The 22,714-nt window shown below is 42.8% G+C and carries 16 protein-coding genes; 5 read left to right on the top strand and 11 right to left on the bottom strand.

Annotation, left to right across the window (positions count from 1 at the left end; all coding sequences use genetic code 11):
• The first annotated feature begins 565 nt into the window (after positions 1-565).
• From IG80_RS0107215 to IG80_RS0107200, 4 genes are all read left to right on the top strand, one after another.
• Complete coding sequence (locus IG80_RS0107215; RefSeq protein WP_032113128.1) at positions 566-3,733, top strand: hypothetical protein; 3,168 nt, start codon at positions 566-568, stop codon at positions 3,731-3,733.
• A 116-nt stretch (positions 3,734-3,849) separates the two neighbouring features.
• The gene (locus IG80_RS0107210) at positions 3,850-4,308 is read left to right on the top strand and encodes a hypothetical protein (protein WP_032113127.1); all 459 of its coding nucleotides are present in this window, start codon (positions 3,850-3,852) and stop codon (positions 4,306-4,308) included.
• 106 nt (positions 4,309-4,414) lie between these two features.
• On the top strand, positions 4,415-5,068 hold the full coding sequence (locus IG80_RS0107205) for a YcbK family protein (RefSeq protein ID WP_198027258.1): 654 nt from the start codon (positions 4,415-4,417) through the stop codon (positions 5,066-5,068).
• A 262-nt stretch (positions 5,069-5,330) separates the two neighbouring features.
• Positions 5,331-5,762 (top strand): hypothetical protein, encoded by a 432-nt coding sequence (locus IG80_RS0107200; RefSeq protein WP_156962086.1) that lies wholly within the window; start codon positions 5,331-5,333, stop codon positions 5,760-5,762.
• Between the two features lie 110 nt (positions 5,763-5,872).
• Here the strand turns inward: IG80_RS0107200 and IG80_RS0107195 are convergent, their stop codons facing one another.
• The 6 genes from IG80_RS0107195 to hflK all read right to left on the bottom strand — a co-directional run bounded on the left by IG80_RS0107195 (position 5,873) and on the right by hflK (position 12,723).
• Positions 5,873-6,139: a hypothetical protein gene (locus IG80_RS0107195; protein WP_032113125.1), complete on the bottom strand. Its 267-nt coding sequence runs from the start codon at positions 6,137-6,139 to the stop codon at positions 5,873-5,875.
• 170 nt (positions 6,140-6,309) lie between these two features.
• Complete coding sequence (locus IG80_RS0107190; protein WP_032113124.1) at positions 6,310-8,073, bottom strand: mechanosensitive ion channel family protein; 1,764 nt, start codon at positions 8,071-8,073, stop codon at positions 6,310-6,312.
• On the bottom strand, positions 8,030-8,560 hold the full coding sequence (locus tag IG80_RS0107185; RefSeq protein ID WP_032113123.1) for a hypothetical protein: 531 nt from the start codon (positions 8,558-8,560) through the stop codon (positions 8,030-8,032). The genes IG80_RS0107190 and IG80_RS0107185 overlap by 44 nt, the downstream gene beginning before the upstream one ends.
• A gap of 151 nt (positions 8,561-8,711) precedes the next feature.
• Positions 8,712-10,439: a Do family serine endopeptidase gene (locus IG80_RS0107180; protein ID WP_052046199.1), complete on the bottom strand. Its 1,728-nt coding sequence runs from the start codon at positions 10,437-10,439 to the stop codon at positions 8,712-8,714.
• Positions 10,440-10,633: 194 nt separating this feature from the next.
• Positions 10,634-11,509: a protease modulator HflC gene (hflC, locus tag IG80_RS0107175; protein ID WP_032113122.1), complete on the bottom strand. Its 876-nt coding sequence runs from the start codon at positions 11,507-11,509 to the stop codon at positions 10,634-10,636.
• The gene (hflK, locus tag IG80_RS0107170) at positions 11,506-12,723 is read right to left on the bottom strand and encodes an FtsH protease activity modulator HflK (protein WP_052046198.1); all 1,218 of its coding nucleotides are present in this window, start codon (positions 12,721-12,723) and stop codon (positions 11,506-11,508) included. The genes hflC and hflK overlap by 4 nt, the downstream gene beginning before the upstream one ends.
• Positions 12,724-12,813: 90 nt before the next feature.
• Between hflK and IG80_RS0107165 the strand changes: the two genes are divergently transcribed.
• Positions 12,814-13,866, top strand: coding sequence for an Mrp/NBP35 family ATP-binding protein (locus IG80_RS0107165; protein ID WP_075553167.1), 1,053 nt, complete (start codon positions 12,814-12,816; stop codon positions 13,864-13,866).
• Between the two features lie 158 nt (positions 13,867-14,024).
• On the opposite strand, the gene IG80_RS0107160 is transcribed toward IG80_RS0107165, so the two are convergent.
• The 5 genes from IG80_RS0107160 to IG80_RS0107140 are packed head-to-tail and all read right to left on the bottom strand — an operon-like array spanning position 14,025 to position 22,697.
• A complete protein-coding gene (locus IG80_RS0107160) occupies positions 14,025-16,490 on the bottom strand; it encodes a PAS domain-containing sensor histidine kinase (protein WP_052046197.1) in 2,466 nt (821 codons plus the stop codon).
• Positions 16,491-16,529: 39 nt separating this feature from the next.
• Complete coding sequence (gene lpdA, locus IG80_RS0107155) at positions 16,530-17,945, bottom strand: dihydrolipoyl dehydrogenase (protein ID WP_032113121.1); 1,416 nt, start codon at positions 17,943-17,945, stop codon at positions 16,530-16,532.
• Between the two features lie 10 nt (positions 17,946-17,955).
• Entirely contained in the window at positions 17,956-19,152 is a 1,197-nt protein-coding gene (gene odhB / locus IG80_RS0107150) for a 2-oxoglutarate dehydrogenase complex dihydrolipoyllysine-residue succinyltransferase (RefSeq protein ID WP_032113120.1), read from the bottom strand.
• A gap of 12 nt (positions 19,153-19,164) precedes the next feature.
• The gene (locus tag IG80_RS0107145; protein WP_052046196.1) at positions 19,165-22,065 is read right to left on the bottom strand and encodes a 2-oxoglutarate dehydrogenase E1 component; all 2,901 of its coding nucleotides are present in this window, start codon (positions 22,063-22,065) and stop codon (positions 19,165-19,167) included.
• 32 nt (positions 22,066-22,097) lie between these two features.
• Positions 22,098-22,697, bottom strand: coding sequence for a hypothetical protein (locus IG80_RS0107140; protein WP_156962085.1), 600 nt, complete (start codon positions 22,695-22,697; stop codon positions 22,098-22,100).
• Positions 22,698-22,714 lie beyond the last annotated feature (17 nt).

Here is a 22,714-nt window from a genome sequence, read left to right as displayed (position 1 = left end):
CAATTGGATTCACTATATATATCTCAGCTTGGTCTATGGCGCAGAGGTGGGAAGCCATCAACTGGTTTAGCGTTTACCCTAATACGATGATTGAGTTTTATCCTTACAATTTGGTGTTGATCAGCATTATTCCAATTTCAGCGACTAAGTCTCTTAATGTTATTGAGTTTTATCAGGATAAAGAACTCAAAGACTATGAATATGGGGAAGCACTGCGTCAGCTTTTAAAGATTCTTATATGGAAACAGCGGTTGAAGACGATAAGGCGTGCCTGCAAATCCAGATGGTACGCAATTTATTATTCCAAATTGGCATTCATAAAACTTCTACAGTTCACTATTCCCCTTCATTATACTATGCCTGCGGCTAGGTCTTCATTATTGAGGCGAAACAGTCGTAAAAATAAATTTTTTGTTTAATAACTCACCAAAAAATTCATATGGCCGTAAAAATTGTTTCAAAAATTACTTGTACAAAGAAAAAAAGGTTCCTATATACCTTTTAATAGATTAGTTAACCGTATTTTGCGTTAACAACATCCCAACTTCAATGAATTGGTAACATTATGAGAAAAAATCTCCTCAATATCTTACTTGCTGGAAGCGTTTTAACAGGTTCAACTTTTGCTGCGGAACAACAAGACATTCTTAACTATTTAGCTGGTAAAAACCCGCATGCTCAAATGGCTATGTCCGACCGCGGGTTTGGTAACCGACTTTGGGATAACGCGAAGCAACGGTTGACTGAATTTAAAGATAGCTCGGTTTTTTGTTATGAGGCTGGCAAAAAATGTTTTACTCATGGAGATGTTGGCACTGTCATAACTGAACTCTTTGAAGCCAGTATGAAGTCAACATCTGAACAATTCTTTAAAAAATATTTTCATGGCAAGCAAGATAGCAGTGAGTTTAATGTCGAGGCTTTGCGTCCCCTCGTTGAAAATGTACAAAACATCTTCTGTACAGCAATTGAAGGGCTCATCATGAAGCAACCGCTTTATGCCTATGATCACAGAACAGGGACCAAGCTAAAAATATATGAGGACAAATCGGTCTTTAAAAAGCTCTTAGGCGCCCTTGTACCTGATGCTGTTCCTTTAAAAGGTGTGATGCTAAGCCTGGCAGATGCATCCCCTATTCGCAACTATGTTGTGCGCAAAATAGACGAACTGACCATTGAATATATTTTAAAATGTTACAAGCTATGCACCGGAAAAACGGTTAAAGGGTCTATTACCGATATTCTTAATAGTTGGAAACAATCAACCCCCCGCGAAAAAACCTCAACCTCTGAAAATGTGGCCGCAACTGCCGCAAACAGTGTTATTTCAACTGGGGTTCAATCACCGCAAGCGCTTGAATTCAAAGAGTCCCCCGCGGTACAGCAAGAAACAAATGATCAAATATCTGAACCATTATTCCCTTCATCCATTCTTATGGAAGAGACAAATGAATCACTCTCAAACTCATTTATTTTTGAAGATGTCAATGAGGAAGTTTTAGAAAAAGAATTATCCTCTATTTGGACATATTTGGAACCTCGCGTGACCCATATGTTACGCAATGCCGTAACTGAAATCATGCTCCCAATGTTTAACAAAGCATTGGAAGAGTTAACGTTAGAACTGCAACGTAAAGTTGTTCCACAAGGGAATACGGTAGGTACTATCTTGACGACAGCCGGAATAACCGGTTCGACGTTATTGTTTGGGCCAAATGCATTGCTCATTGCGCCTTTCACTGCAGTAGGCGGATATTATGCAACGATTTTTGGAACTCAAGTTATTACTAAAACGCTCGTTGACTATGCTGAAGAACACAAAGAATTATATACAAAATATTACCTTGATTCATTTCTCTCAGAAAGCAAAGGTGAACACTATCTCTATGGATTAAATGCTATGCCAATTGAGGCTGAAAAGGATATTTTCTTGAGAGATTACTATCACAAAGCTATTCAGCATGAAGAAGGGTTAGCCCGAGCTGTTCTCAATGATTTATCCAAAGTATCCTATATTGGCGCTCTTATTAAAGGAGTGTTGGCATCGGCTCAACCAAGTCCTCCCGTGATTGCTGAGCAAACAAATGACGACTATGCCTCTTTCCTCCTGGGTAGAATTCTAGCCAAGTTAGAAGTAGGCAAAACGTTAACTTCAGAAGACACCCTTTTGCTGCAGAATTTGCAAAAATATCCATCCTATGCAATTAAACAGAGTGTTTCTGAAGTGGTCAAACAGTGGAAAGAAAGCAAAAAAACAAACTTTAGCACGTATAGTAAAGAGCAAAAAGAGCAGCAGGAAAAGGCTGAAAAGAACCTTATTAATACTTACCGCTTATATCACCATGAAATTCCAGCCGATATTGCTGGTGCCTATCAATTTGCTGGCAGCTCTGGTTGGGAAGAACAATTTGAACTCGATTACATTATCGTTGAAAAAGCTGTTCAAAATAACTTTGCCTCTCACCTAAAAACATTTTCCCACAAGGATCTTGATATTTTAAAGCGTGCAACGAAAGATTTTCACTTTCTCTCGGGCTTCTTCCAAACATACCTTGACAAAAAGGCAACTGAGGAGGAAGTAAAACAATTCTTGGAATCACGAGAGTTCCTAGAGGCGATGATAGTTCAGTATATCAAGCATTTTGGTTCCACCTATGTCCCTAAAAATAAAGAGGAATTTCAAGCATTAAAAGATTCTTCTCTTGGTTTTGGTCTGTCAGATATTGAATTGATTGAGCTGCATCGTCATATGTCTCAACGAGACATTGAGGAGCATCTAGAACAAAGTGATCTGAAAATCCAAGCAAAAGAGCAAGAACTTGCCATAATCAAAAAGCAAGTTGAAGCAATAGTAACTGAAAATAAATCTAATATTTTGCGTCATTATGCGACTCAACTCACCAAAGAATTGAATTTGGATGAAGTTGTGCGCTGGGCTTATGAGAATGCAAAAGGTAACCTTCCTAATTTCAAAAAAATGGCTGAAAATAGTATTTTAGATGAGTCTCAACACAACTCACTACCAGGCTATAATCCTGAGCAAAAAAAATTGGCTATGGTTCAGGCAGAATGGCTTAAAGATCGCGCGTTGCTCAATCTCCCTATCGGTCAGAACTTCAGAAATCAATTAAAAGGATTCTTAGGATCGCAGGAACGAACTCTTGTTTACTCCATAATCATGACAAATGGTTTTTATCCCTACTTGTTGGCAAAGAATATCCACTTCAACAGCTTGAACTATTCAACAGACGAGTTTGTTATGTTGAATCGTATTGGCGGAAACGAAAAGGCTGACATTACTGTGCCAACCCCCATAATCATTCCTGGCGGTGATAAGGGCGACATTGAGGTGACTGCCTATGATCTTGATTGCTACGCGTCCATTCCAACAACTAAGTCTGAGCAAGGAATCTTTAATAAAGTATACCTAGCCGGAATTTTAAATATGGTGCACAAAGGTGAACGCATTAAAAATATCTTCGCTATGACAGATGAAGAAATTAACTTAATTCACCAGGCGATCATCGACTTCAAAAAGAAAACACTTTCTGAAGCTGAGGTGTTAGAGTTTGTTGAAAATGAACATGCGCTCCAAGAATTGATGATATCTCAAATGCCACAATTAGCGAAAGATCATGACTTATTCTATAGCTTTACACCATTGTATGAGAAGCTCATAAAAGAGAAAAAACAAGCTGTTGCTAAGATTACGAAGCAACAAGCAAAAAAATAGTGGAAAACCACTAGCCCTCTTAAGCATTGTTCTCCTAAAAAGAGACCTTGCTTAAGTGAGAAGTTTCGGCTTCTTAATTACATTATTCGCAACCAGCGACTATAGAGGAAAAAAAAATGAAAAAGAAAAAACTACTTAGTTTAACTATACTAGCAGTTCTTCTACAAGGAACAGCTTTTGCAAATTACACAAGCTCTGATCTAATCATAGAGATTAATTCAATGGAAGGAAGTATGTCTATGACAAAAAGTCTATGCTTCTCTCCTTTTGATGATCTTGAAACCTCAGACCTAAGCAAGAGTGTGATGGATGCTAAAGTTGATGGCAATCTGCTTTACGAAAATCTTGATAAGCAGGAAGCGGGAATGGTGCGTGTAAAAAGCATTAAAGAAGCTGCGGCCGTTAATGCCGAAATTGCTAAGCAGTATTATGGTCAACGAGAACTGGAAGCAAATGCGCAGAAGCCAAGCTTTAAACACAAAGCAGCCACTGTCTGGAATGCAGCAACTACTCAAGTTAAATCATTCTTTTCAAGCATCACCACAAGCATTCTCAGCTGTTTCGGCGTCCGTTAATGTTTTGGGTCTCTTATAGGCCCTAAAAAACAGCCCTCTCTTAACGGGGAAGGCTGTTTTCTCCAAGCCTAATAAAACTACTGTAAGCATAAAGAGGGGGGAAATTATGTCTCAAGCAAACAGTCTACTGATTGAGGAAATTGTAACTGCATCTACCTCACGCCGTCGTTTTTTACAATCGCTTAGCCATCTTGGATTGATGTCTATTGTGGCAGGGTCAGGTCTTCTTATCCCCAAACGTCTCTCTGCGCCAACATTGCCTGAAGGGTTTGCACTGGCGACACCACCTACAGCCCCTATCATAAAAGGACCGGAACTTGCTCTCTCTCTCCATAATACGCATACTGGTGAGACTTTAAAAAATCATGTATTTTGGGCGGAGGGGAATTTTATCGAAGAACAATTACGCACGATTAATCATCATTTCAGAGACCATCGTACGGGTGATGTCCATGCCATTGACCCAGAATTATTAAGACTACTGACGACGATCACAGACCTCGTGGATACGAAAGAGCCGATTCATCTAATTTCTGGCTATCGTTCTCCAAAAACCAACAAAATCCTTGCTTCCCAAAGTTCAGGTGTTGCCAAAAAAAGTCAGCACTTATGTGGCAAAGCAGCAGATATTGTGATTCCAGGGCGCAGTTTAAAGCAAGTTCAACACGCTGCCAAATCTCTAAAAGTGGGTGGAGTCGGCCGTTATGCGACTTTTGTCCATGTAGATACAGGACGGGTTCGCTCCTGGGGCCTTGCTTAGGAAGGCCCTAGGCTTTTCTGTAGATCTAAAGGCCTTCTGTGGAAATAACCATAATAAACAAGTAAACAGCGATACTCGCCGCGGCGCTCACCGTAAACCCAAATTCTGCTCCCATCATTATACTCCCTTTTATGCTTTTGTAGCACATGTGAATTCAGTGTATCTTGTTGTTATCTGGTAAATGTGCTACTCACAATCAAGAAAAAAATGTTAACCTTGGTTTAAAGGTTAACATGGTAAACTTAAGGTAAAAAGAGGACAAATGTCAATGTACCAAAATAAAAGAAAATATATACTCCCCTTTTTAGTCCTTGGTGTGTTCCTCGTCCTTGCCGTTATGACCTATTTCAAGGTGGAAGACATTACCCATTGGCCAATCTATTCCAAGGAACATATTTTAAGAAATATTAAACAAGTCAAAAATCGTCCATTGGTAGAAAAGCTTTTTGAAATCAATGAATCTGTTAAAGAGGTGATTGACCAAAAATCAGGGTCTGTTGAAGATCCACAAAAAAGGGCTGGCTTAATTCTGCTGACTAAAATTTGTAAAGATTCCTGCAAAGCAATTCGCTGCCGGGTTGATCCTGGTTTGGGACAAGCTTGCCGGCAAAATTGCCCGGAAGGTAAAGTTGATTTTTGCATTCTAGCAACTAAACGCTTAGCTGATGAGCCAGAACCTTCCGAAAAAAAGTGACGTATAATAAATTGGATGGGAAAACTGACATTTTCTTTACAAGGATTTAGCATACGACAGTAAGGGAGAAAAATACCTCCCTAATGGTTGTTATCTTTGTTCTTAACGTTCTAATAACCCGCTAATAACTCGCAGTTCTGGGTATCAGTTATTAGGGTCGCCCTCCAGAACGGTGATGGAATCCCTGCTGATTTTGCTTCCTCCACTAAAAGTTTGGAATCAATTATACTTCCTGCCTTTGAATCCTGAGGTATTGCTGTCCCTCCCGCGAGAGGGAGTAGGTCAATTCCTAAAGGACACACAGAAACTTCAAATACTGACTCCACTGGTGAGCTAATTGTTTTACAAGAAGCACAAACATCATCAGAGGCTTGCATGCATTTTGTACCCCATTATTAATAAACTACGAGTACAAGCAAAGGCATTATGTTATACAGTGGAAACCCTCCGCTCAGGTGATGCATTACTATATAAGATTGACTCTGGAGAATAGTAATTCAGAAAAATAGGTGCCTCTAACAGGGTACCCACCCCTCCTCTATCAGTTTTATTTTTCGGCCGGCGTCACTTCAGCTTTAGTATTATTAATAATCACCGTTTGCGCTGAACTAGGTGGAGTGATTTTTTCCGTTTCTAAATAGGTTTTTAGTTTTTGATTAAACGCGCGAACAAATCGGTTTTTAGGATCTGGTTTAATTCGAATGGAGCCAGTTATCACAAAGCCAGCATCTGTAAACCGGTCAATCCCTGCAATACTCACAGGATCAATCACCATCCGTTGGAAGAAAGGATCAGCGATAGTATCATTATAAGCCGCCTGCAACACTTCACGCACTTTGCTCATTTCTGTCTCATAGGGAAAGGGAAGCTCAATAGTAATGGAGGTATAATCCCGCGATTTATTGATAATGTTAGACACTTCCGAAAAAGGAATCGTCTGCAAGGCCCCTGTTGAATGACGTAAGGAAACCCCTCTTAAAGAGAGTGACTCAACGGTTCCCGTATGCGGTCCAATAACCACCACTTCCCCAACGGCAATGTTTCCTTCCATCAACGTTAAGATACCATTGATTAAGTCTTTAACAAGGCTTTGCGCACCCAAGCTGATAGCAATACCGATCACGCTGATACCGTAGATGATTGGCATAATTGGAATGCCCACTTCTTCTAGAATCAAAATAATCGCCGTAATTGCTAGTACCCAATGGCCAACGCTTTGTAAGATGGGAGTAATGGTCTTAGCAAATAAGCTTGGTTCAATTTTCCGGCCATTAATTACTTTTGCCTGAATATGACTCGTTGCAATGTAATTCGTCCAAATCCATAAAAGGCGAATGATGGCAACAATCAATACAATCGAAATAGCGCTTGCCAAATAAGGATGGACAGTTTTGTTGGCAATCAGTCCAAAGGGATCCGCCCCCCATGTTTGAAATAACAAAATAATATAAATTGTGTGAAGCAGGAATTGTAAGAAATTAATTAAGGCCATTCTAGGTTGGGCTGATAACGACAGGAAAAGTCGACTATCTTCTTCGGCGACTTTGCGCTCTAACCAGCTATGCAGCTTTTTCAAGGCATTTCGCAGCCATAAAGTGATCGCCGTTATAAATACTGTCAGCGCCGTAGCACTAGCAACAAATAAACTGTGCGTCGTCATCCCAATAAAATAAAGGAAAAAGCTTAACACTAAGGCAAAAGAAATAAACCAATGCCAATAGTTACCTAGCAGCTGCACAAGCTTAATGCCCATCATTGCGAGATTTGAGCAGTTTTCATCTTCAAATTCAAACTTAGCTATACCCCAAAAACGGATCTTCCAAATCGCAAGGATCAGTAAACTCGTCACTCCAAAACTTAAAATTTTGAGCCAGACTTGGTAGATCTGATCACCCGCCCCAAGAATTACTCCAAGTTCTGCAAAGATAATTCCTGTCACTAAAATTTGCGCAATCGCTAAGGCAAATTGATAGGAAGAAATATACGATTGACGGTTTTTCTCCGTTGCTCGCATATGGCGTGAGGCAAATAAAATCCGTAATACCATAAAAGAAGTGCGAATCATCACAATGGCTGTCACCCACATAAAACTGGTGTCCAATGCATCGCCTGAGGCTATGGGATAGTAGAAAAGAACGCTATACGCTGAAATACCAAACAAAATAACTGGCAAACTGTTGCGGAAAATATGCTGCGGAAAGTTATAAAGCGTGTAAGTTTTGGGCCGATAAAATTTAAATTTTGCCATCATCCGCCGGATGATATTTTCAACAGCAGCTCCAACGGCAAAGGCGACTAAAACTGTCAGCATAATATTCAATGCATTTTTGGCGTTGCTCTTTTTCGGAAAGATTATGCGCAATTTGGGTAAAGGTTTCTGGTGCCTTGGCAATAAGTCTCAAACTATCCAATAAAAATTCAGAAGTTGTATCAATAATGGAAGTGAGAAAATCAGTAAATTGCCCTGGAATTGACTGTTTCTTCTCGTTTTCAGCCTGGATATAGGCAAGAGCTGACAAGACTTTAATCACCTGATCACGATCTTTTTTAGTTTGCAAAATTTGAATTGCTGTTTTGAGATCTGAAACTTTAATTGATTGGGTTAGATTTTTTGTCGTTTTATTATCTGTTTTTTTCCCCGTAAGGCCCGATAAAACATCAAGGATTTCAGACATTTGTTGCTGAGAATTTGGGCTTACTTCTCCCTCCTCTTCCGCAATACTCATTCTACCGGTCAAGAGCACGATGATGAGAATCAAGAAAGCTTGCTTTAAATATCTGATAATCAAATGATTCATATTACATCCTCATTGCTCTTTTTCCAAACTGTCACTGGGAGGAGAAAATACTCCGTAGCAATCTCCCTTTCCAGTTGCAAGAGATCGCCCCCCCTCTAAGGGAAGGCTCCCAGTGACAATAAAGAAAGAGCCTCATCAACAATAAGGCAATTTAGCTATCACCCTTTGCTGGTGTTTTATCTTTCAGATCGTCTTCCAATTTAATGGTAATATACACCATATCACTGCGACGATTCACTAACAGAGTCATATTTTGGCGCTTATTTTTCTTCGCTTCCTCAATTTGGTTAATGAAGTCTTCAGGTTTTTTTATTGGCGTTTGATTGGCCTCAGTGATCACATCGCCTGGGCGCAGACCAGAAGAAGCAACCGCACTGTCAGATGAAACATTAACGACAACAATACCTTCTACATTTTCGCCAATTTGGAATTGCTGTGCAAGCGAGGCAGTGAGTTTAGAAAGCTTGAGTCCCAATACCTCTGTCAATTCAGTTGACGGAGACTTTGTCCCTTTGCTTTGTTCGCTGGTTGAGCTATCTGTCGATGTTTCAAATTCGCCCAATTTTGCGGTAACATTTACCTCTTTACCTTTACGCCACAATTTTACTGGCACGGATTTGCCCACTTCAGTTTCACCCACAATCCGAGAAAGTCTATTCTTCTCATTAATGTCTTTACCATTAAATTGAAGGATGATATCTCCTGGTTCAATACCAGCTTCCACGGCAGGTCCCTTAGGGGTAACGCTAGCGACGATCGCCCCCCTTGCCTTGCCAAGACCGTAGCTTTCCGCCATGTCATCAGACACATTCTGAATGCGAACCCCAAGCCAACCACGCTTCGTGCGACCAAACTCAATGAGCTGCTTAACAGTTTCAGAAGCCAAAGACGCTGGAATTGCAAAACCAATCCCAACATTACCACCACTAGGGGAGAAAATAGCTGTGTTAATTCCGATCACGTTACCCTTCAAATTAACCAATGCACCACCTGAGTTGCCTTTGTTGATGGAGGCATCATGTTGGAAAAAATTATCAACATATTCACTAATGCGGCTGCGTGCATCGGGTTTTAAATCGATATTGCGGGAGATATTTGAGAGAATCCCCGCTGTTACAGTGCCGCCTAAACCGAATGGATTCCCAAAAGCAAGGACCCAATCCCCCACTTTAGACTGAGAGGAATCTTCCCACTCTAAAGGGATTATATTACGCTTTTCCTCGGGAACAGAATCCAAATTAATTTTCAAGACAGCTAAATCAGTACGCTCGTCTATTCCTTGAAGCGTTGCCTCAAGCTCTACATTATCATGGGTAATCACGGTAATCTTTTTAGCATCGGCAATCACGTGATAGTTAGTCACCACGTAAGCAATCGTGGCGCCATCTTTAACAGCTACTTTAATAACAAAACCAGACCCGAGAGATTGAACGCGGCGTGGTTTATCCATTTGATCAAAGAAATCTTTGAAAAGTTCATCCAACGGCGACCCTGGCGCAAATTGAGGCATATTACTTTTATCTCGGCCTTCAATCACTTGCGTTGTGGAAACATTCACCACTCCTGGAAGTACTTTTTCAGCAATAGCGGAGAACCCTCCAGCCAGATCAAACTTAGCATTTAGCTGATTTGCCGCAGCTGTTATTTCAGTCTTCGCGTCTGACTTTACTTCAGCCAGGGACTTGCTCTTATCAGTTTTTGATTCAGAAGCTTTATCAGCGTCTTGTGCTGCCTTATCATTAGCCTTAGCAGCTTCTGTTACCTTTTCTTCCTTTACAGGCTTTGAGGAAATAGCCAGCGCCTCGGTTGCTACCAATGGTCCCACACCAACTGTTAGCTGTAAGGCCAGAAAAATCCCTAATTTTTTGCAGTTCATCATATATTTACCCCTCTTTTATTTTCCATACATCCAGAATACTTGAAGAGACCAGGTTATGGCCAGCAGATTTGAGCCCACTTTTATCGTGGCGCATGGTAAAGAGTCACTTCTTTTTAACGAGCGCCAATTGATAAGTGAGCCCAAAGGTAACCAAGCCAAAAACCGGCTGCTTCAGGTATTTTAAGCATAACTCTCTAACGAACATTTTTTTCCGGATTGCTGAAATACTTAAACAATTCACTTTCAGTTGATAGAATCATTATCGAGTCACTTTTCAATGTCTTCTTATAGGCTTCAAGTGAGCGATAAAACGTATAAAAATCCGGATCTTTACCAAGAGTCGAAGAAACAATTTCTAAGGCTTTTGCCTCGCCTTCCCCTTTTATTTTCTGTGCCTCTTTTTGTGCTTCAGCCAAAATAATCGCTCGGTCTTTTTCAGCTGTAGAACGAATGGTTTGTGCTCGCTCTGCGCCTTTCGCCAAATTTTCTTTGGCAATCCGCTCCAGCTCAGAATTCATACGCGAAAAAACAGCTTTACGGTTTTCAATAGGAAGTTCCGTTCGAATGATTCTGATGTCAATAACATCCATTCCCAAAGGTTCCGTCAGTAATTTAACTTCTTGGTGGATTCGCTCCATGGTTTTGGCGCGCTCTTCTGTCAGCAAGCTCCTCAATGGGATTTTACCGATAACATTACGCACCGTACTACTGATCAGCGCCTCCAATCGCATCGCCGCCCCTTGCTCATCCGCAGGTTTGATGGTTCGGAAAAACACCACTGGATTGTTGATACGATAACGTGTGTATGTGTCAACCACAATTCGTTTTTGATCACCGGTGGTAATGGGAATCGCCGGTAAATCAAAATCTAATACGCGCTTATCGTAATATGTCACATCTTCAATAAATGGTATTTTTAACTTAAGGCCAGGTGTATCAACGACCCTTTTAAGCTCGCCAAACTGCAACACAACGACCTGACTTCGCTGATCGACAGTAAAAATAGAACTAACGAGTAAGATCCCAAATATACCAAGAGTAACAAGGCTAAAACCTAAATATTTCTTCATTGTTTTGTTCCTGATTCTTTAGCAGTTGTGGCAGCTTCGTTTTTTGCCTCCTTTGACATTTCTCGTAACGGCAAATAAGGAAGAACACTATTGCCAACTTTTGGATCAATAATAATTTTATTAGTTTCAGATAAAACTTGCTGCATTGCATCTAAGTAGTATCGCTTAATCGCAATGCGGGGGTTCTTTTGATAGGCTTCATAGACTTGGCCAAATCGTGAGGCTTCCCCTTCTGCTTCAGCAATTTTTGTTCCACGAAACCCTTTAGCATCCTGCTTGATCTTTTCTGCCTCACCTCTTGCCCGTGGGATAATATCATTGCTATAGCCCTGGGCCTCATTACTCATCCGATCGGCGTCAGTCAGTGATGCCTGAAGACCGTTAAAAGACTCAATCACGTCGCGGGGTGGCGCGACATTTTGCAGCTGGATCGAGACGATCTGAATCCCCATTTTGTATTGATCCATTAATTTTTGCAACAATGTTTGCGACTTTGTACCAATCGTATCACGTCCTTCTGTCAACGCTGCCTTGGCTGTTGTCTGACCAATCACTTCACGAATAACGCTTTCGGCTGCTACTTTAATAGTGATTTCTGGATTACGTGCTGTGAATAAGAATTCAGTGACATCTTTAATTTTCCACAAAACGGTGTAATCTGTGTGAACCATATTTTCATCACCGGTCAAAATCAAAGTTTGCTCTGCCTCAGCATCATTGCCACGCCCTTCGCGCAGACCACCGCTAATGGTATTAACAGCAGCCACTTTGGTAATAATGACGTTTTCAACAGGTGAGGGCAGATGATATCTTAAGCCAGGCGAAGATATGCGAACCATCTCCCCAAACCTAGTCACAACGGCAAGCTCACCTTCTTGAACGCGGTAAAACCCAGTCAAGCCCCATAAAACAGCAAGAGCCACCATCCCTAAACTAAGCAAGGATAAGGACAACTCAGGCCTCCCCTTGCCACCACCGCCTTGACCAAAAGTTTTTTTGATTCGCCGTTGAAATAAATCGATGGTCTCATCAATATTTATTGGTTTTTTGGATTGTTGATTGGAAGGCTTCCCCCAAGGACCAGAGTCCTTTTGGCTGTCATCATCCCCAGGGCCTTTTCCCCAGGGTCCTCCTGCCATTTTATGGATAGCTGCCTTGAAATTAGAGAGATAATCCTTGATTATCCCTCGATGGAAATTCGTATTTTCGGTCATAATAAGTATACGCAGCCAAATTCTTAATTTTAATTTTCCCTGATTTGACTATATAACAAAGCAGCGACGCGAACAATGAGGACAAGAGAGATGATACGAGAAGATCTGCTTCGTGACTTTTTAAACACGGTTTCTATCCCAGAAACCAACGAACCGCTCTTTAAATATGCGCTCGTCCCTTCCATAACAGAAGATAGAGTGCAATTGATGTTCGAGGTGCCTGCGTCTTTATTGACCAAAGTACAGGCTCTCTTGCCACAAGTTGAGTCCTGGTTAAAACAAACATTTCCGACACATCAAATTTTTTGTGGGATTACGGCTGAAAAAACCGCCAAGATAAAAACCAAGTTAACACTGGAGAAAGTTGAACACATTATCTGCGTCGCGTCGGGAAAAGGCGGCGTGGGCAAATCAACAACTGCCTTGAATCTTGCCATTGCTCTTCAACAACAAGGAAAGCGCGTTGGTATTTTAGATGCGGATATTTACGGCCCCTCGCTACCACAAATGCTGAATTTAACTGAAAAGCCTAGCATCACCTCAGCAAAAAAACTGATTCCACTTAACCAATATGGCCTTCAAGCATTATCGATTGGGTTAATGATTCCAGCAGACAGCCCTGTCATTTGGCGCGGCCCCATGGTGCAAGGCGCGCTCATTCAATTATTGAAAGAAGCCGACTGGGACGTGGATATTCTGGTGATTGATATGCCCCCCGGCACAGGTGATGCCCACCTCACCCTTACCCAACAAGTTTCTGTCTCTGGTGCGGTGATTGTATCCACGCCGCAAGATGTCGCCTTGATTGATGCTAAACGGGCGATTTCGATGTTCCAGCGTGTTGCTGTGCCGATTTTAGGGATTATTGAAAACATGAGCTTTTTTGAGTGCCCCAATTGTCATCATCAAAGCCATATTTTTCATCATGCCGGCGCTAAACTCACGGCGGAGGCGTTAGACGTTCCCTTTTTGGGAGAGATTCCCATCGATATTGATACCCGCATTGGTGCCGATACAGGAAAGCCCATCACCGTCTTTGAACCAGATCACCTCTGCTCAAAAATTTATCGTCAAATTGCCGTAAAAGTTCTGGAGCAGTTATCCCAAACAAGCTCTAAACACATTCAGTTTGAGGTTAGTTAACGAGAGTTATGGCATATGAGGAAATTGGCACCTAGTAGAAAAAAACAACAAAAAACCCACGAGAAAGGGGTTATCTTTATCCCTAACGATTCCCAGCAACTAGCGAATTTTAGCAGTGCCCTTTATGATGCAGCCATGATTGAGTCGTTATGTACTCCTCATGATGTGTATATCTCCCCCACCTCAATTTCGGTTGAAATGGGAAAAGCAGAGTTAATGATCTCACTTGGAGACGCGTGTGTCATCAAGGGAATCGCGCAAACAACAGTTGTTCCTTGTCCTGGTTCAGAAGATAATTGGACTCGTCCGCCGTGGAGAGTAATAAAACTCTTCACCAACGGTAAACCTAGGCCTGTGCCATTATATTGGCGACCGGCCGTGGTTGTCTCAAACAATTTAAAAATTCGCCCTTGATCTTCAGTTCGGATGCCAACGCCTGTATCCTTGACAATAAAACAAATCTCTTCGCCATCTTCTCCCATATGCTTTTCAGCAATCAAGTCAATCCTCCCACCAGAAGGGGTAAACTTAATCGCATTGACCAACAGGTTAAATAATGCCTGTTTAAGACGACGTTCATCCCCGTAAAAAATAGAAATCTCCGTATCATTATGACAGACAATTTCTAATCCATTATCGTTAGAACGGTTAAAGATCAGAACAATCAAACTCGACAAAAAATTCTTTAAATCAATAGGATGGATCTTCAGCGTTAATTGTCCCGCCTCAACACTGGCAAAATCAATGATATCATTGATGAGAGAGAGGAGTCGCTGCGAAGCATCATTAATCCCATTGCAATAATCGATTTGTCGTTCATTCAAAGCGCCAAAATATTGATTCATCAGAATTTCAGTAAAGCCAGCAATCGTATTGAGCGGCGCCCTTAATTCATAAGAAACATGGGAAATAAATTCTGACTTGAGGCGATCGGCCTGTTCCAAGGCATCATTACGCTCATGCAATGCTTGTTCAAACCGCCAACGATCCGACACATCCAAAAAGCTTAATAAATGTGAGCCATCGGGCAAGGGGACATAGGAATATTGCAACATGCTTTGATCTGCTAGACTCAAGCGATCGGTGATGGTTTTGCGTTCATTAAAGAGAACAAGCAAGCGCTGCCTAAACTCCTCCCACGCTGAAAATCTATCAAACTTGTGGCGAATCACATAAAGGATTTCTCCAGCATGACGGCCAGGAGCAAGTTCAATCGGATCAATATCCAAAATCCGGGAAATCGCCTGATTTGACAGTCGCAAACGATTATCACTGCCCAGCACAATAATCCCTTCATACAAGTTATCGATTGTCTCTTTTTGTACCGCAATCAAGGTGTTATATCGCCGTTCCAACGCCAGCTTATCCGTCACGTCATCGAACATAAACAACAAACCACCAAGAGGATGAGGCACGGTCATAATCCGCAATACATGTCCATCGGGCTGATGCATCATCTCCTGTAGAGGGGTGATCAAAGTGTTGAACATCTGAAGTTGTGCGTTCTTAAACACAGCAAAATCCGTATATTCCGGCAATTTGCGTCGCTCGCGCAAATCTTGCAGTACCTCACCATAAGTGGGCTTTTGATAAAGCCATTTTTCATCAAACTGGAAGAGCTTTAAATAAGCATGATTAAAAAATTCCAACCGCGTATCTGCCGCATAAACCGCCACTGGTGTTGAGAGGTGATGCAATACTTCCTGGTGAGCCGCAATGTGTTTAGCCAGTTCGGCAGCTGATTCTTCTATATCCGTAAGATCGAGAGCGTATCCAATACTTTCATGCTTGTCCACAAGCGGTACTGTCGTAATTTCAATCATCCGGCGATGCCCTTCAATCACCAAATGCGCTCTTCTTGCTTGTGGTTGGCCAGTTACTCCGGCCTTTAAGGCCATTTGGTAAGGGCTACTACTTTTCTCTATTTCAATAAGTTCACGCCCCTCTTGAACCACCTTTCGCGGAACTGTGTCGAGAATCCCTGCATAAACCTGATTACAAAACTCAATTTTATTGCCTTTGCCACGATACCAAATCGCAACAGGGACCATGTCGACCAACAGGCTAAGGCGTTGAAAATTTTGAGTTAGTTGGTCTAATTTTTTTTCTAACTCTTCCCTTTTAGCCTGATCAGAGGTCACATCTGTAAATGATAAGACGCAAAAGCAAGTCCCATTTTCAACAAATTCTGCTCCCCGAAGGCGAATCATTGTTTGCTCGTCAATAAGGTACAGACACTCAGAAAAAGCAGCGTGATTTTTTTTCAGATTTCCAATAAGCGTATTGAGTTTAAAGGCGTCTTGTGAGGCAAATTGGTTGATAATATCTTGTAAAAAAATGGGCTGGTCACTGTTGAGACCTAAGAGATGGATTATTCCATAGGTTGTTTCTACCGCTTGCGTTTCATCCTGCCACCAGCACCGAGCCTCATTTGCCGTGTCAAGAATGGTCTTTAAGGTGGTTTGCTCCCCTTTCAACTGATCAATGTCTCGCCGCAGCTGTCGCCATTTACGAATCAGCGGGGTTGCCACAACGGCAGCTCCAACGGTCATTGATCCACTAATCAATTGGGACAATGACAAGACACTTAAATCAATAGAGGCAATGACCGAATAAAGTGCCACATCTTTCCTTTCTCATCCAAAACTGGTTAGGCTGCCTTCTCACATGTTAATCGGTTTATCGAAAGCCGCAAGTGCTGCCTCTTTTAATGCCTCAGAAAAGGTCGGATGGGCATGACAAGTACGCGCAATATCCTCAGCAGATGCGTGGAACTCCATGGCAAGGGTGGCTTCCGCAATCATATTACCAGCCTGTTCTCCAATAATGTGTACGCCCAACACACGGTCAGTTACTTTATCGGTTAAGACTTTGGCAAACCCGGTTGTTTCATGCACCGTCTTCGCACGTGAGTTAGCAAGGAAGGGGAATTTGCCAACCGCATAATTCACAGCATGAGCTTTCAGCTGCTCTTCTGTTAGCCCCACACTTGCTACTTCCGGGGAGGTATAAATTACCGCCGGAATCACATCGTAATTGACATGCCCATATTTGCCGCACAAGATTTCGGCGACGGCAATGCCTTCTTCTTCGGCTTTATGAGCCAACATGGCGCCGAGAATCACATCTCCAATAGCATAAACACCAGGACAGCTCGTTTGATAGTGATGGTCCACTGGGATGAAGCCACGACCGTCAACCGCCACGCCAATGGTGTCCAACCCTAGGTTTTGCGTGTAGGGCCGGCGCCCTGTGGCCACCAATACAGTATCGCAACGAATGGTCTCTGATGGCGCATTCTCCCCTGTTGCAGAGGCAATGTGAAGCTCAAGCTCTTTGCCTTTAGTGTCAATCTTCATCACCTTATGCTGCAATTTAAAGCTAATCCCTTGAGTGGTTAAAGCCTTGTGCAGCGCTGTACCTACTTCATGATCCATCATCGGCACGATGCGATCAAAAAACTCCACTACAGTCACTTTAGCTCCAAGTCGCGCCCAAACAGATCCAAGCTCAAGTCCGATATACCCCCCACCAATCACCACCAAGTGTTTTGGCACTTGGGATAAAGATAAGGCGCCCGTGGACGATACAATGCGTGTTTCATCCACGTCAACACCGGGGATAGAAGCTGGTTCGGATCCTGTTGCGATAATGATCTTGTTTGCCTGGTAGGTTACAGTCTCACCTGCGGCGAGATTGACCTGAAGCGTCGTGGGGTTTTGAAACGTTGCTGTCCCTTGAATGTAGGTAACCCCATTTTTCTTAAAGAGAAAACCAACGCCTTTGGTGAGTTCGGCCACTACTTTATCTTTATTGGTAAGCATGGTGGGGAGATCAAGGGCAACGTTCCCAACTTTAATACCAAGCCCCGCAAAGTGATCTTTTGCTTCCACATACTTATGTGAGGTATTCAGCAGCGCCTTTGAAGGAATACAGCCAATGTTCAAACAAGTACCACCAGGAAGTGGTTTTTTATCTACAACTGCTACTTTTAAGCCTAGTTGTGCCGCCTTAATCGCCGCTACATACCCACCAGGACCAGCACCAATAACAATGAGGTCAAATACTGTTTCTGACATTTTATAGTTCCTAGATTTCTAAGAGTAAGCGTTCTGGGTTTTCAATATTTTCTTTGACACGAACCAGGAATGTTACCGCTTCTCGCCCATCAATCAGTCGGTGGTCATAGGAAAGGGCAATGTACATCATCGGCCGGATTTCAATCTTACCATCAACGACCATTGGGCGATCTTGGACTTTGTGCATTCCCAAAATACCTGTTTGGGGCGGATTCAAAATCGGTGTTGACATCAAGGAACCAAAGACACCCCCATTGGAAACGGTAAAGGTGCCCCCCGTCATATCATTCATACTGAGCTTACCATCTTTGGCTTTAAGCCCAAGCTCACCAATTTTTGCTTCGAGTTCAGCAAAAGACCTCATATCGGCGCCACGCACCACAGGAACGACCAAACCTTGAGGTGCTGAAACAGCCACACCGATATCATAGTAGTTTTTATAAATGATATCTTCACCGTCAATTTCTGCATTAATGGCAGGAATTTCTTTCAGTGCCTGAATCGCAGCCTTAACAAAGAAGGACATAAAACCAAGGCGAACACCATATTTTTTCTCAAATTTTTCCTTATACCGCGCCCGACATGCATTGACCGCGGTCATGTCAACTTCATTGAAAGTCGTCAAAATTGCCGCGGTGTTTTGCGCCTGCTTCAACCGTTCAGCAATCCGTTGGCGCAGACGCGTCATGCGGACACGTTCTTCTTGCTTATCACTGTGATACGTTGGCACTTCCATTGGTTGCACTGCTGTTGCCGTTGCCAAATGGGTTACCACATCAGCCTTGGTCAGGCGATTATCTTTTCCTGTAGCGGCAATTGTTTCAGGCTTGAGATTGTTTTCTGTTACCAGTCGGCGCACAGCTGGAGAGAGAGTATCCGTATTGGCTAGCGATGTTGGTTGGCTTTGCAGAGCTGGGGCCTCTGCTTTAGGCGCAACCGGTGCTGGTGCCACTGTGGCTACACCACCTACTTCAACAACTCCTAATATATCACCCACCAAAACAGTTGCTCCTTGTTGCTGGGCGATTGACTGTAAAACGCCATTAGCAGGCGCCGTTACTTCTAAGGTCACTTTGTCAGTTTCCAATTCCACAAGAATTTCATCAGCCACAACGGCTTCACCTGCTTTTTTCGTCCAGCGGGCAACGGTTGCTTCACTCACGGATTCCCCAAGTGGTGGCACTTTTACTTCACGATTTTCTGGCATTCTTGTCTCCAACTATAATACTGAAATTTTACTAAAGCTTTTTTCATCACGGATAAGCGCATCGTGGACTAATTGTAGCTGCTCTGCTTCATGGCGTTTGCCATTCCCCGTTGCGGGTGAAGCTGCTTCCACGCGCCCTGCGTAAAAGAATTGAGTCTGTTTTGATCCGATCCGACGTAAAATATGATCTAACCGTCGATCCAGGAAATTCCACGCTCCCATATTCATTGGTTCTTCTTGACACCAGATAAATTCCGCTTGCGCATAGGGTTTCAACGCCTCAATCAAATACTGTTCTGGGAAGGGGTAGTATTGCTCTAATCGCACCAGTGCCACATCTTTGAGATTTAAAGAGTCGCGTTCTTGCAATAATTCATAATAAACTTTACCACTACACAAGACGACACGTTTGGCCTCCTCCGGTTTGACTACTTTTTCAGGATAAACCGGTGTGAATTGAGTGCCTGTCACCATATCGTTAAGGGAGGACACCGCATGCTTGTGTCGCAGTAACGTTTTAGGCGCCATCACAATGAGGGGTTTGCGTGTTTGCCCCAGCAACTGACGTCGCAATGCATGGAAATAGTTTGCAGGCGTGGAGCAATTGACAACCCGCATATTACCTTCAGCACATAGTTGTAAATAGCGCTCTAACCTTGCCGATGAGTGTTCTGGGCCCTGGCCTTCAAAGCCATGAGGCAGTAACATCACCAATCCAGAGAGACGATTCCATTTATACTCGCCTGAAGAAATGAACTGATCGATAATCATTTGTGCTCCATTGGCAAAGTCACCAAATTGGGCTTCCCACAAAACCAACACATCAGGATCAGCCAAGCTGACACCATATTCAAAACCCAAGACAGAAGCTTCTGCTAAGGGGCTGTCGATGACTTCATACTTAGCTTGGGTCGCACTGATATTATTAAGCGGAACGTATTTTTCTTCTGTTTCTTGATCCACCCAGACAGAATGGCGATGGGAAAAAGTACCACGACCAACATCCTGGCCACTTAAACGAACTTTATACCCCTCAGTTAACAGAGTTCCAAAAGCAAGTGCTTCACCTGTTGCCCAATCAATAGTCCCATTGGCAATAGTCTCATTAGCAATATTTTCACTGGTCTCTAGTTGCTCTGCTTTTGTTTTTATAAGGCGGACCAATCGTTGATTAAGAACACGTTTTTCAGGAAGAGTAACGAGAGCCTTACCTACTTCCTTTAATAAACTCATCGAAACACCCGTTTCTGGGGCCATATCCTGCATTGGATTTTTGTTGTCGGGTGTCTTAATTTTCTCCCACACGCCTTGCAACCAGCCTGGATCAGAAATGATTTTCTTCGTCACTTCTGCACTTAATCCCTCAAACTCTTGTCTAAGTTCACTCTCATAATTTGTTATAATATCCTGAACCACATTGGCACTAACATTTCCCGAATTCGTCAAGCGAGCCGCATAAAGTTTAGCTGTGGGTTCGTGCGCCGCAATAGCCTTGTACATTAATGGCTGGGTAAAACTTGGTTCATCAATTTCATTGTGACCATGGCGACGATAACAAATAAGATCAATCACTACGTCTTGGGCAAATTGACGTTGGAAATCTGCCGCCAGCCTTGCCACCCAAACAACGGCTTCTGGATCATCCGCATTCACATGGAAGATCGGCGCCTGAATTGCTTTGGCCAAATCTGAACTATAAGGTGAGGAGCGTGAATGGGGCGGACTTGTGGTAAAGCCGATCTGGTTATTAGTAATGATATGCACTGTCCCACCTGTCCGGTAGCCTTTTAGGGCGGAAAGCTCTAAAGTTTCTGCAACGAGACCTTGACCTGCAAAAGCAGCATCTCCATGCAGGAGCACAGACATAATACGGCAGCGCCCTTCGTCACCACCAGCGTCTTGCTCAGCCCGCACTTTACCCAGGACAATGGGATTCACTGCTTCCAAGTGAGAAGGATTTGGCATCAATGACAATTTCATGGACTTGCCATTTATCTGACGGATAGAGGAAAAGCCAAGGTGATACTTAACATCCCCTGTTCCTTGAACGGAATTTGGATCCACATCTCCTCCTTGGAAATGGGCAAAAATCATGTGGAACGGTTTTTTCAAAATATTCGCAAGAACACTTAAGCGACCACGATGCGCCATACCAAAGACAATTTTTTCGACACCTTGATTGCTAGCGCGCTCTAAAAGCGCATTTAAGGCTGGAATTAAACTTTCCCCTCCTTCCAAGCCAAATCGTTTGGCGCCTGGATATTTCACATGTAAAAATCGCTCAAATGAATCGGCGGCAACCAGATTCTGCAAAATCTCTAGTTTATCGGCGGCATCAACTCTGGCTGTGCTTAACGTACTTTCCACACGTTCTTGAATCCAACTTTTTTGCTCTGGATGTTGAATATGCATAAACTCGATACCAACAGTTCCGCAATAGGTTTGCTTCACCTTGTCAATAACTTGCCGAAGGGTAGGATTAATAAGACCGAGCACACCATCCAAAAACAATGGCTTATCTAAATCTTCGGCTGTAAAATCATACCCTTCCATTTTCAGCTCAGAATGCTGACCCCTGTTTTCCAACCCCAAAGGATCTAAATTTGCATTCAAATGCCCCCGCACCCGATAGGCTCTTACTAACATCAAGGCCCGAATCGAGAGACGAATTTCATCAACTGAAGCAGTCCCATTAGCTGCTTCTTGACCTTGATGCTTTGGCTTCGCCCAGAGGGGCGGGCGATCATCGAGGGCTAGATAATCTCGCTCTTCAGCACTCAATGAGGTAAAAAATTGTTGCCAATCTGCCGTCACACTATTCTTATCTTTTAAGAAGTGCTGATATAAATCGATGACAAATGAAGCATTGCCCCCATTTAAAAACGTTTCTTGTAGAATTTTTTCTCGACTCATTGTTTGCCTCTAAGCATTAAGCATCTAGTTTACTATATGTGAGTATCAGGTTGACTGCGGTGATAAAGGGGCAATCGCCGTTCTATCTCAGGAACCCCCTCGCGGTATGTCAGAAAAGACCAAACGTCAGTAGTTAATAAAATCACAGCATCTTTGGAAATGTGGCCTATTGCTTCCAGCTGGTGGAAAACTTCGCCTACTTTTGATTCACTCTCGAACGTTAACCCCCGCTCCTTACGCAGCCACAACACCATATCGCGGGCCCAAAATCGGTAGGTATAATTGGGATCTGTCTGACCTGATTTAAAATTTTTCCAAACCCGCAAAGAATCTTCATGCACATGGGGACAGCGTTTTTTGAGAGACGCCAACGCGGCTTCAATATCGGCTTGTGTCACTTTTTTGGATTCTGTGATCAGAGAAGTTGCTCCCTGTTCAGAAAGGACTGTTGGCTCAGCAAGGGCCTCACCACTTACCAGCTCCGCACTCATCAATCCTATACTCATCGTGATTGGAAATGCGGATTTATACCATCGAGATATATGGCGACTTTTCTCTTGGCCCTCTTTAAGAGGTGCCAAGATAATATTGAGCCCATAGATCGATAGGAAGAAATTCGTCGTTTCAGTCATGATGAGTATATTATCCA

The organism is Candidatus Paracaedibacter symbiosus (assembly GCF_000757605.1).
Lineage (GTDB): Bacteria > Pseudomonadota > Alphaproteobacteria > Paracaedibacterales > Paracaedibacteraceae > Paracaedibacter_A > Paracaedibacter_A symbiosus.
The sequence above is the reverse complement of the archived record's forward strand: the minus strand, read 5'-3'. Positions and strand labels throughout refer to the sequence as shown.